This is a genomic window from Bacteroides xylanisolvens XB1A, from assembly GCF_000210075.1.
Taxonomy (GTDB): Bacteria; Bacteroidota; Bacteroidia; order Bacteroidales; family Bacteroidaceae; genus Bacteroides; species Bacteroides xylanisolvens.
The window spans coordinates 5,319,801-5,331,050 of the sequence record NC_021017.1 but is presented as its reverse complement, the minus strand read 5'-3'; the positions used below and the strand labels follow the sequence as shown (position 1 = coordinate 5,331,050).

The following is an 11,250-nucleotide window of genomic DNA, read 5'->3' as shown; positions in this document are numbered from 1 at the left end:
AACATATCAATGTAGGTGGTGGTTTGGGTATTGATTACGGACACCCAAACCGTCAGGCTGTTCCGAATTTCAAGGATTACTTTGCTACCTATGCCGGACAATTGAAATTGCGTCCTTATCAGACATTGCATTTTGAACTGGGACGTGCTGTTGTAGGTCAGTGTGGTTCTTTGATATCCAAAGTCCTCTATGTAAAACAAGGAACACGGAAGAAATTTGCCATCCTTGATGCAGGTATGACCGACCTGATCCGTCCGGCCTTGTATCAGGCATTCCATAAAATGGAAAATATAACTTCTGAAGAACCATTGGAAGCCTACGATGTAGTAGGACCGATTTGTGAATCGTCAGACGTTTTCGGAAAAGCGATTGACTTGAACAAAGTGAAGCGTGGTGACTTGATCGCCCTTCGTTCTGCCGGTGCATACGGTGAAATAATGGCTTCTGGATACAATTGTCGTGAGCTGCCGAAAGGATATACTTCCGACGAAATGGTGTAAGTAAAAAATGAACTGCTATAATCAAAATGTGAATGTAGTTTAAAAATATAGGGTGCATGGAACAATTTTAACTGAAAGCGTGTTATTTTTGTAATGAGTTCAAAAAGAAACTACATTAACAACTTAATAAAAAAATACGATTATGATTTCAGAAAAATTACAAAATGCAATTAACGAACAGATTACTGCTGAAATGTGGTCTGCTAACCTGTATTTAGCAATGTCTTTCTATTTTGAGAAAGAAGGTTTCAGTGGTTTTGCTCATTGGATGAAAAAACAATCCCAGGAAGAAATGGGACATGCTTATGCAATGGCAGATTATATCATCAAACGTGGAGGAACTGCTAAAGTGGATAAAATAGATGTTGTTCCTAACGGATGGGGTACACCTCTCGAAGTATTCGAACACGTTTATAAACATGAATGTCATGTTTCTCAATTGGTAGACAAGCTGGTAGACGTAGCAGCTGCTGAAAAGGATAAAGCAACACAGGATTTCTTGTGGGGATTTGTTCGTGAACAGGTAGAAGAAGAAGCTACAGCGCAAGGCATTGTTGATAAAATCAAGAAAGCCGGTGATACTGGAATTTTCTTTGTAGATTCACAATTGGGACAGCGTTAATGATGCTACTCTGAAAAAATAGTTCTTTATATAGAAAGAAGCTACTCGAAATTTCTTCAAGTAGCTTCTTTTTTTTCACTTATTTGGCTCGTATCTGGAAATAAACTACCTTTGTATTAAGAGTCAGAGAGAAATTAATCCCGATTATTATAAATGAATGGTGTGAACAGAGGAATTTTTAGATTGCTCCCTATATTTTTATTGCTCTTTTTTGGGGTGAGCAGTTGTTCTCAAAAAGAGGAACGGCGTATTTTAGTTATCCACTCTTATGAGGAGACTTACGCGGCTTATCCGGAATTTAACCGGATGATAGCGGAGCAATTTGAGAAAGAGAAAATAGATGCTGATATCCGTACCGTTTATTTAGATTGCGAGTCCTATTGGGAGGAACCGGAGTTGGAACGAATGCGCTTTCTGGTTGATTCCGTTTCGAAAGACTGGCGGCCGGAAGTGATTCTGGTGAATGAAGACCAGGCTACTTATTCATTGATGAAATGTGGGGTGCAGTTGGGCAAAGAAGTACCTGTGGTCTTTGGTGGTGTCAATTACCCGAATTGGGGCTTGCTGAAACGCCATCCTAATGTGACGGGTTTCCATGATAAGATCGCCTTTAATGAAAATGTCAGTGTGGCAAAAGAACTTTTCGGTGAACACGTCCGGTTGTTTACCATGCTCGATACCACTTATATCGATAAACAAATCAGAAGAGATGCAAAGGAACAGTTTAAAGGTCATAAAGTGACCGGATTCATCGATAACCCCGAACTTTCTCCTGAAGAACAGATACGTTTGACGCAGGAAGAAGGTTATACTCGTTTCATGGCTATTCCTTTGCGTAATGCCAGAAATCATTCGGATGCCACCTTTATGTGGGTGTTGAACAGAAGCTATCGCGATCAATGTTATATTCAGCTGAAACGTGATTATACTACCATTAATATTGGAAGCATCTGTGGCAGTCCCAGCTTGACAGCCATCAATGAAGCCTTCGGGTTTGGTGAGAAGTTGCTGGGTGGATACATCACTTCGTTGCCTATTCAGGTGGAAGAAGAGGTGAAAGCAGCCGTTCGTATATTACACGGTGCGAGTCCGGCGGACATGCCTATTGTTGAAAGCCGGAAAGAATATGTTGTTGATTGGAATACAATGACGCAAATAGGTTTGAGTAAGGAAAGTATTCCTGCTAAATATCGTATTATCAATATTCCGTTTAGTGATAAATACCCTTTGTTGTGGGGAATTTCAGTCGCATCGTTCATTCTTATACTAATTATTCTTTTCGCTTCTCTGTGGTGGCTATACCTTCGGGAACAGATGAGGAAAAAGCAGGCTCTTATAGCATTGGCTGATGAAAAAGAAACATTGTCATTAGCCATTGAGGGTGGAATGACGTATGCCTGGAGATTGGATAACGGTTGTTTTGTTTTTGAAGATGCATTCTGGGCGTCGCAAGGGTTAAATCCCAGACAACTTTCGTTTAAGGAATTCATGAGCTTTATCCATCCCGACCATTGGGAAGGAGTGAAGTTCAACTGGCGAAATCTGAAAAGTGCTCATAAAAAGATTGTGCAGGAGCTTTGTAACTTCGACGGCAAAGGCTATCAGTGGTGGGAGTTCCGTTATACCACCAAACAGCTACCCGGAGGCGAATATAAAACCGCAGGTTTGTTGCTTAATATACAGGATATAAAAGATCGTGAAGAAGAATTGGAAGCAGCACGCTTATTGGCTGAAAAGGCGGAATTGAAACAATCATTTCTCGCAAATATGAGCCATGAGATACGTACTCCGCTTAATTCAATCGTTGGCTTTGCCAATATACTGGCATTGGAAGATGGATTGAGTTCCGCAGAACGCGAAGAGTACATCAGTACTATTAACAAGAACAGTGAGTTGTTACTCAAACTGATTAATGATATCTTGGAACTTTCCCGTATCGAATCAGGATATATGTCTTTCTCATTCAAGAGATGCAAGGTGAGAGAGTTGATTGACGATATCTATATGACACATCAGGTTCTGATTGCTCCGCATTTGGAATTCCTGAAAGAAGTGGATGATACACCTTTGGAAATCAATGTGGACAGAGAGCGTTTGATACAAGTCCTGACAAACTTTCTGAATAATGCCGGTAAGTTTACGGAAACCGGATATATCAAATTAGGATATAGTTATCTGCCGGATGAAGGCAATGTGCAGATTTATGTAGAAGATACCGGAAGAGGGATTCCACGAGAAGAACAACGGATGATTTTCAGCCGTTTCTACAAACAAAACGAATTTTCGCAGGGAGCAGGATTGGGACTTTCTATTTGTCAGGTGATTATAGAGAAGCTGGGTGGAAAGATCGAACTCAAGTCCGAGGTAGGCAAGGGAAGCCGCTTTACGGTTATTCTTCCTTGCCGGGTGGTATCTTGATAATGATAGACTTTAACGGGAATACGAACAATCTTATTTCTTGTGTTTCCCTTTTTCCATCGTTCCCAGGTAAATCTCCAGTGAACGGGTGGAAATCTGTATTTCGCGGAAAGATACGCCTAAAGAAGCTATCAGCAGAATCAATGCCAATCCGAATACATAAGCAGAGAATAATTGAAGCCCGATATAAATAAGGAACATGCTGACTACACAGAAAAAAAGGCTTGCAATACCTAGTCCTTGCATCCTACGGGTCAGGTTCAACCGTTTCCGTAGATTCTCGATTTGCGCTTCAGTGATATCCGAAGGGTTTTCCATGTAGCGGTCACGCAGTTGGCGCACAAGTTGGGCATACGATAAGAAACGGTTGGTATAAGCCAGCAATATCAATGAAACTGCCGAGAAAAGTAGGGCAGGAGTAGTGAGAGTCAATTCTTCCATAATCTTTTTTTATAGTCAAGTAGCGGTTCAAAATTCATTTTATAAAAGAGAATTTTTTGGCACGGGTTACACGGATTTCACGGTTTTAGAAATATGCTTGCATAAAGCAGCAGCGTAATCTGTGTAATCCGTGCCTAAAAATGGATGCTGCAAGTAAAACTTGCCCCGGAGTTATTCCGCTTTCAGCACATTAAGCTCTTTGCCTACCTTGATAAAGGCAGCGATGCACTTGTCAAGATGTGCTTTCTCGTGCCCTGCAGAGATTTGCACACGGATGCGTGCCTGATCTTTCGGCACTACCGGATAATAGAAACCTGTCACATAGATACCTTCCTCCTGCATACGTGCAGCGTAAATCTGGGACAACTTCGCGTCATACAACATAACGGCACAGATAGCGCTTTGTGTCGGTTTGATATCAAATCCGGCAGCCGTCATCTTATCGCGGAAGTAGTTTACATTCTCAACAAGTTTATCATGTAATGCATTGCTCTCTTTCAGCATCTTGAAAACTTCAAGGCTGGCACCAATGATGCCCGGAGCCAAAGAATTCGAGAACAGATACGGGCGGCTACGTTGACGAAGCAAATCGATAATCTCTTTACGACCGGTGGTGAAACCTCCCAGTGCACCGCCAAAAGCCTTACCTAATGTTCCGGTATAAATATCTACCCGTCCATGAGTCTTATACAACTCGCTTACTCCATGCCCTGTGGCACCTACCACACCGGCAGAGTGTGACTCGTCCACCATTACCAGTGCATCGTATTTCTCGGCAAGATCGCAAATCTGATCCATTGGAGCTACATTGCCGTCCATAGAGAACACACCGTCCGTCACAACAATACGGAAACGTTGTGCCTGCGCTTCTTGCAGACATCTTTCCAAGTCCTTCATGTCAGCGTTGGCATAACGGTAGCGCTTTGCCTTGCAAAGACGTACTCCGTCAATGATAGAAGCATGATTCAGAGAATCCGAGATGATGGCATCCTCTTCAGAGAAAAGCGGTTCGAATACACCGCCGTTAGCATCGAAGCAAGCGGCGTATAAGATCGTGTCTTCCGTTTGGAAATACTCCGAGATGGCAGCTTCCAGTTCTTTGTGTATATCTTGCGTTCCACAAATGAAGCGGACGGACGACATTCCGTAACCACGGTTGTTCATCATTTCCTGCGAAGCCTTAATCAATCGGGGATGATTGGATAATCCTAAGTAATTATTTGCGCAGAAGTTCAGCACTTCCTTACCTTTTACAGTGATGGCAGCTTGCTGCGCACTTTCAATCAGTCGTTCTTCTTTATAAAGTCCGGCTTCCTTGATTTCAGCCAATGTTTGGCAGAGATATTCTTGCATTTTACCGTACATAGTGTTTGGGTGATTAAGTTATATTGCAAAGGACACAATTTTTCTTGGAATAACAATGTCTTTTTGATTAAAATCTGAAAAAAAAGTGCTTACTTTGCGCACTATTTAAGCTTGATATTCTAAGTCAGAAGAAAAAATGGAACACATTTTGATTATTGGAGCTACCGGACAGATAGGGTCGGAGCTAACGATGGAGCTACGTAAACGTTACGGAAATGCAAATGTAGTAGCAGGTTATATTCCGGGTGCAGAGCCTAAAGGGGAATTAAAGGAGTCCGGACCGTCAGCAATTGCTGATGTAACGGATGGAGAGGCGATTGCATCTGTGGTAAAAGAGTATCACATCGATACAATTTATAATTTGGCTGCTCTGCTGTCCGTAGTTGCCGAGTCGAAGCCCAAGCTGGCCTGGAAAATAGGTATCGATGGATTATGGAATGTATTGGAAGTGGCACGCGAACAAGGATGTGCAGTGTTTACTCCGAGTTCTATCGGTTCGTTTGGCGCTAGTACGCCTCATACGAAAACACCGCAGGACACTATTCAGCGTCCGCGCACCATGTATGGAGTCACCAAGGTAACGACCGAGCTGCTAAGTGACTACTATTTTAATAAATATGGTGTCGATACACGTGCTGTCCGTTTTCCGGGCATTATTTCGAATGTGACCCCTCCGGGAGGAGGTACGACCGATTATGCTGTCGATATTTATTACTCGGCGGTGAAAGGAGAAAAATTTGTGTGCCCCATTAAGCAAGGCACTTTGATGGATATGATGTACATGCCGGATGCGCTGAACGCAGCAATTACGCTGATGGAAGCTGATCCGACAAAATTGATACACCGAAATGCTTTCAATATCGCCTCAATGAGTTTCGACCCGGAGACGATTTATCAGGCTATCAGGAAGCATGTGCCGCAGTTTGAGATGATCTATGATATAGATCCTTTGAAACAGCGCATTGCCGATAGCTGGCCCGATAGTCTGGATGACACCTGCGCTCGTGAAGAGTGGGGCTGGAAGCCGGCCTACGATTTGGAAAGCATGACGGTAGATATGCTTGAAAAGTTAAGAGAGAAACTAAAATAATGAAAAAACTAATTGTAGGGGTCATGTTGCTCGGTATACTGGGTGCTTGTGGAAACAAGAAAACAAACATTGACCCCTTCGCATCTATCACAAAAGAAGTGGATTCTATCCGGCGGGTAGCCGATTCTATTCACTGTGATGAATCGCCGGAAGATCCGCAACCTATACAGGCAGATGAATCTTTCGATGATTTTATCTACAATTTTGCTTCCGATGACGTGTTGCAGCGTCAGCGTGTGAAATTTCCGTTGCCTTACTACAATGGAGATAAAAAAACGAATATCGAGGAGCATAACTGGAAGCATGATGACTTGTTTACCAAACAGCATTATTATACGCTTCTGTTTGATAGAGAAGAAGATATGGATTTAGTAGGAGATACCTCCCTCACTTCCGTACAGGTAGAATGGGTGTTTGTGAAAACACGAATGGTAAAGAAATACTATTTTGAGCGTATCAAAGGTGCATGGATGCTAGAGGCAATTAATCTGCGTCCCATTAAGCAAAATGATAATGAAAATTTCGTGGAGTTTTTCGGACACTTTGCCGCAGATAGTCTTTTTCAGAGTAAGCGTGTGTGTGAGCCTCTGGCTTTTGTAACCACCGATCCGGACGATGATTTCTCTATTCTGGAGACCACCCTCGATCTTAATCAGTGGTTCGCTTTTAAACCGGGACTTCCTGCCGATCGTCTTTCTAATATCAATTACGGGCAGCGGAATGACGATGATTCGCCAACGAAAATTCTGGCGTTGAAAGGTATCGGTAATGGTTTTTCCAATATCCTCTATTTCCGTCGCAAAGCCGGGGAATGGGAATTGTATAAGTTTGAAGATACAAGCATTTGATGCAGGTAGTAATACGCTACAAGAAATAGCCTTGCTGTTAATGATATAACAGTATTTGCCGGCTTATAACGAATAATGATATAACTTATAATTAAAAATATATGTATTCTCTTTTACCCTACAATACATTCGGTATTGATGTCAGTGCCGCTCGTTTTTTAGAGTACACTTCGGTTGAAGAACTGAAGAAGCTGATTGTGCAAGGTGCCGTTACGACACCTTTTTTGCATATTGGTGGTGGCAGTAACCTGTTGTTTACCAAAGATTACGACGGGTTGATATTGCATTCCCGCATTGAAGGAATCGAAGTGACGGAAGAAGATGCTCACTCTGTATCAGTGCGAGTGGGAGCAGGGGTGGTATGGGATGACTTTGTAGCTTATTGTGTAGAGCATGGATGGTATGGAGCGGAGAACCTGTCGCTGATTCCCGGTGAGGTGGGGGCAAGTGCAGTACAGAATATCGGAGCCTATGGCGTTGAGGTAAAAGATCTGATAACGGCTGTGGAAACAGTGAACATTCAAGCTGAAGAACGCGTTTATTCAGTTGGTGAATGTGGATATACCTATCGCAACAGTATTTTTAAGCGTTCGGAAAACAAATCGGCTTTTGTTACTTATGTCCGTTTCCGGCTAAGTAAAGAAGAACATTATACATTAGACTATGGCACCATTCGTCAGGAGCTTGAAAAATATCCGTCGTTGACACTTTCTGTTGTCCGGAAAGTGATTATTGCTATTCGCGAGAGCAAGCTGCCCGATCCGAAAGTGATGGGTAATGCCGGCAGTTTCTTTATGAACCCCATTGTGCCGAAAGAAAAACTGGAAGCCTTGCAACAGGAATATCCCCGCATACCTTACTATGAGCTGGCCGACGGCCGCGTAAAAATTCCGGCAGGGTGGATGATTGACCAATGTGGTTGGAAAGGAAAAGCCTTGGGACCGGCTGCTGTGCATGATAAACAAGCACTGGTGCTGGTGAATCGTGGCGGAGCAAAAGGTAGTGATATTATTGCACTTTCAGATGCGGTCCGAGCTTCTGTTCGTGAGAAGTTCGGTATTGATATCCATCCGGAAGTCAACTTTATAAATTGAGAATAAACAAGTGAAAGTAAGAATTATAGGAAGTGGAACATCGACGGGAGTACCTCAAATCGGCTGTACATGTCCGGTTTGTACTTCTTCCGATCCGAAAGATAATCGATTGCGTGCCTCTGCTATTGTGGAGACAGATGACGCGCGGATTCTGATAGATTGTGGTCCCGATTTCCGGACACAGGTATTACATCTCCCTTTTGAGAGGATAGATGGTGTGCTCATTACGCACGAACATTATGACCATGTAGGCGGACTGGACGATTTACGTCCGTTTTGCCGGTTCGGTTCCGTGCCTATTTATGCGGAAGATTATGTAGCGCAGGGATTGCGTTTGCGTATGCCCTATTGCTTTGTCGATCATCGTTATCCGGGTGTTCCCGATATTCCTTTACAGGAAATTTCGGTGGGGCAATCCTTTGCTGTAAACCACACGGAAGTGCTTCCTCTGCGTGTGATGCATGGCCGACTGCCGATTCTGGGGTATCGTATCGGGCAGTTGGGGTATATCACTGATATGTTGACCATGCCCGAAGAATCCTATGAACAATTGGCAGGAATAGATGTTTTGATAATGAATGCGCTTCGGATCGCCTCGCATCCTACTCACCAAAATTTGGAAGAAGCATTGGCGGTGGCCCGGCGTATTCAGGCAAAGAAGACATACTTTATACACATGAGTCATGATATGGGCTTGCATGCGGAGGTTGAAAAGAACCTTCCGGAAAATATTCACTTGGCGTTCGACGGATTGGATATCTATGTTTGAATATCGGTGAAATTTTTAGCAAAAGTTTTGTTTTCTTTGTAGAAATTATTATTTTTGCACCTAGCCGATAAACAGCGAATATTATGAAACTTCGTACGATAGTGAAAATAGCGATCACATCTTCTGTTGTACTTTTGTGCTCAGGTTTCGCATTGTACTCTTTTTTTAGACTGTCAGCAGCTGAAGGGCAGAAAGACTTTAATCTTTATGAACTGGTGCCATCCACAACTTTAGCAGTATTCGTTACTGATGACGTGCTCGAATTTGTAGCAGAAGTCGATGAGCTGACTTGTAGTAAAAATCAGCAATATCTTTATGTATCCAAACTCTTTTCTTATCTGAAACAGAGTCTTTACGCCCTTTCAGAAGATACTCCCCACGGTTTAAGCCGGCAAATGAATCAAATGTTGATTAGTTTCCACGAGCCGGATAACGAACGTAATCAAGTGCTCTATTGCAGATTGGGAAATGGAGATAAGGAGTTGGTAAACAGATTTGTACGCAAATATATATCCTCACTTTATCCGCCGAAAACGTTTATTTACAAAGGAGAAGAGATAATTATTTATCCCATGGCGGACGGTGATTTTCTTGCCTGCTATCTGACATCCGATTTTATGGCATTGAGCTTTCAGAAAAAACTGATTGAAAACGTTATTGATGCGTATAAAAGTGGAAAATCGTTGGCTGATGATTCTACCTTTACAGGAATACGTGCTCCGAAAAAAAGTGCGGCGGCCGCTACCATCTATACCCGTATGCAAGGGATGATGGGATGGACGGAATTTGACATGAAAATGAAAGATGATTTCATCTATTTCTCCGGCATCACTCACGATGCAGACACTTGCTTTGCGTTTATAAACCAGCTTCGCCAGCAACAATCCGTCAAGGGATTTCCGGGAGAAGTGTTACCGTCTACTGCTTTCTATTTTAGCAGGCAAGGGATTACGGACTGGGTGTCTCTACTTTCTTATGGAAATGCCCAAGGACAGAGCGTGCCTGCCCGCACGAGTGAAGTGCAAAATAGGGATAAAGAGTTTTCACGCTATCTGATGGAAAATGCCGGGCAGGATTTGGTTGCCTGTCTCTTTCAGCGTGAAGATACTTTGCAGGGTGCAGCGGCAGTCTTGAGCCTGTCGGTGGCAGATGTAACGGAAGCCGAGCGAATGCTTCGTGCCCTTGTTAATGCCGCTTCGGCGGACGAAGGAAGAAGAAATCCGCGTATAACTTTTTGTTATACTGTAAATAAAGCATATCCTATCTATCGGTTACCTCAAACAACATTGTTTGAACAACTAACCAGTTTTGCGGAACCAACCTTGGATGTATATGCAGCCTTCTATGGCGGGCGCTTGTTGCTCGCTCCTGATGCGGATGCTCTCGCGCATTATATTCGCCAACTGGATAAAGGTGAGGTGCTCAATGGAGCGATGGCCTATCAGACAGGCATGGATCATTTGTCCGATTCCTACCATTTTATGCTGATGGCGGATTTCGACCACATATTCCAACAATCAGAAAATCACGTTCGTTTTGTACCGGATTTCTTTCTGCGCAACGCCGACTTCTTCCGTCATTTCACCCTCTTTGTTCAGTTTGCCTGTGCAGACGGAATGGTATATCCTAATATTGTTTTGAAATATAAATCAGAATAAAAAATCATCGTTTGTCTGCGATCATTTTTCTGAAAACCTCCATAGCTTTTGGCTGGATTATCCATAAACTTTGCCTGCTTCCTCCATACATTTTCAAGATGCTGTTTATCGTTTTTTTTGCTCCATTGACCCATACTTTTTTGTGTGCGTTCTGCTTTTGGAGAAACGCCTTTTTGTTTTTTTTCTTTTTGCATTTTTGCCGTTTTTATATGTGTGCTTATAATAGTCCTATGGTCAGCTTATTATGAGTGATTTTAACATTTGAATCTGTAAAATATACAGAAAAATTCACAGAAAATACGTAAAATATACAGAAAAATTCATCCCCCATTATAAACAAAGAAATAAATAAAAAAACTTCTTCTTCTGAAGATGAAAAAGAAGAAGAAAAAGATTTGTTTTTTTTCGGGAGAAAAGGAGATAAAAAAAACTCCCGATGGAGTTT

At 42.5% G+C, this 11,250-nt stretch carries 11 protein-coding genes and 1 pseudogene; 8 read left to right on the top strand and 4 right to left on the bottom strand.

Annotated elements, in window-relative coordinates:
- From BXY_RS20860 to BXY_RS20850, 3 genes and pseudogenes are all read left to right on the top strand, one after another.
- Positions 1-500 (top strand): annotated as a pseudogene (locus BXY_RS20860) (diaminopimelate decarboxylase); the annotation flags it as partial.
- A 142-nt stretch (positions 501-642) separates the two neighbouring features.
- A complete protein-coding gene (locus BXY_RS20855; RefSeq protein ID WP_004304025.1) occupies positions 643-1,122 on the top strand; it encodes a ferritin in 480 nt (159 codons plus the stop codon).
- A gap of 153 nt (positions 1,123-1,275) precedes the next feature.
- Positions 1,276-3,540, top strand: coding sequence for an ATP-binding protein (locus BXY_RS20850; RefSeq protein WP_015532884.1), 2,265 nt, complete (start codon positions 1,276-1,278; stop codon positions 3,538-3,540).
- 33 nt (positions 3,541-3,573) lie between these two features.
- Here BXY_RS20850 and BXY_RS20845 read toward each other — a convergent pair whose 3' ends face one another.
- On the bottom strand, positions 3,574-3,981 hold the full coding sequence (locus BXY_RS20845; RefSeq protein ID WP_008025474.1) for a DUF2721 domain-containing protein: 408 nt from the start codon (positions 3,979-3,981) through the stop codon (positions 3,574-3,576).
- 171 nt (positions 3,982-4,152) lie between these two features.
- Positions 4,153-5,346 carry a glycine C-acetyltransferase gene (gene kbl / locus BXY_RS20840; protein WP_004313655.1) on the bottom strand — a complete coding sequence of 398 codons (1,194 nt, stop codon included), beginning with the start codon at positions 5,344-5,346 and terminating at the stop codon, positions 4,153-4,155.
- 136 nt (positions 5,347-5,482) lie between these two features.
- On the opposite strand from kbl, the gene BXY_RS20835 reads away from it, so the two are divergent.
- The 5 genes from BXY_RS20835 to BXY_RS20815 all read left to right on the top strand — a co-directional run bounded on the left by BXY_RS20835 (position 5,483) and on the right by BXY_RS20815 (position 10,805).
- Positions 5,483-6,436 carry an NAD-dependent epimerase/dehydratase family protein gene (locus BXY_RS20835; RefSeq protein WP_004313654.1) on the top strand — a complete coding sequence of 318 codons (954 nt, stop codon included), beginning with the start codon at positions 5,483-5,485 and terminating at the stop codon, positions 6,434-6,436.
- Positions 6,436-7,284, top strand: coding sequence for a DUF4348 domain-containing protein (locus BXY_RS20830; protein ID WP_004313653.1), 849 nt, complete (start codon positions 6,436-6,438; stop codon positions 7,282-7,284). The genes BXY_RS20835 and BXY_RS20830 overlap by 1 nt, the downstream gene beginning before the upstream one ends.
- A gap of 101 nt (positions 7,285-7,385) precedes the next feature.
- Positions 7,386-8,378: a UDP-N-acetylmuramate dehydrogenase gene (murB, locus tag BXY_RS20825; RefSeq protein WP_015532883.1), complete on the top strand. Its 993-nt coding sequence runs from the start codon at positions 7,386-7,388 to the stop codon at positions 8,376-8,378.
- Between the two features lie 10 nt (positions 8,379-8,388).
- Positions 8,389-9,147, top strand: coding sequence for an MBL fold metallo-hydrolase (locus BXY_RS20820; protein WP_134993472.1), 759 nt, complete (start codon positions 8,389-8,391; stop codon positions 9,145-9,147).
- Positions 9,148-9,230: 83 nt separating this feature from the next.
- Positions 9,231-10,805 carry a DUF3352 domain-containing protein gene (locus tag BXY_RS20815; protein ID WP_015532882.1) on the top strand — a complete coding sequence of 525 codons (1,575 nt, stop codon included), beginning with the start codon at positions 9,231-9,233 and terminating at the stop codon, positions 10,803-10,805.
- On the opposite strand, the gene BXY_RS20810 is transcribed toward BXY_RS20815, so the two are convergent.
- Together BXY_RS20810 and BXY_RS20805 are read right to left on the bottom strand one after the other, a co-directional pair.
- On the bottom strand, positions 10,742-10,999 hold the full coding sequence (locus tag BXY_RS20810) for a hypothetical protein (protein WP_225450302.1): 258 nt from the start codon (positions 10,997-10,999) through the stop codon (positions 10,742-10,744). The two genes, BXY_RS20815 and BXY_RS20810, sit on opposite strands and share 64 nt — an antisense overlap.
- A 23-nt stretch (positions 11,000-11,022) precedes the next feature.
- The coding region (locus BXY_RS20805; protein ID WP_208946884.1) for a hypothetical protein at positions 11,023-11,250 on the bottom strand (228 nt) is incomplete at its 5' end.

Coding starts and splice junctions, on each gene's coding strand:
- BXY_RS20830 (WP_004313653.1), top strand. CDS start 6,436: ATGAAAAAACTAATTGTAGGGGTCATGTTGCTCGGTATACTGGGTGCT.
- BXY_RS20810 (WP_225450302.1), bottom strand. CDS start 10,999: ATGCAAAAAGAAAAAAAACAAAAAGGCGTTTCTCCAAAAGCAGAACGC.
- kbl (WP_004313655.1), bottom strand. CDS start 5,346: ATGTACGGTAAAATGCAAGAATATCTCTGCCAAACATTGGCTGAAATC.
- BXY_RS20815 (WP_015532882.1), top strand. CDS start 9,231: ATGAAACTTCGTACGATAGTGAAAATAGCGATCACATCTTCTGTTGTA.
- BXY_RS20850 (WP_015532884.1), top strand. CDS start 1,276: ATGAATGGTGTGAACAGAGGAATTTTTAGATTGCTCCCTATATTTTTA.
- BXY_RS20835 (WP_004313654.1), top strand. CDS start 5,483: ATGGAACACATTTTGATTATTGGAGCTACCGGACAGATAGGGTCGGAG.
- murB (WP_015532883.1), top strand. CDS start 7,386: ATGTATTCTCTTTTACCCTACAATACATTCGGTATTGATGTCAGTGCC.
- BXY_RS20855 (WP_004304025.1), top strand. CDS start 643: ATGATTTCAGAAAAATTACAAAATGCAATTAACGAACAGATTACTGCT.
- BXY_RS20845 (WP_008025474.1), bottom strand. CDS start 3,981: ATGGAAGAATTGACTCTCACTACTCCTGCCCTACTTTTCTCGGCAGTT.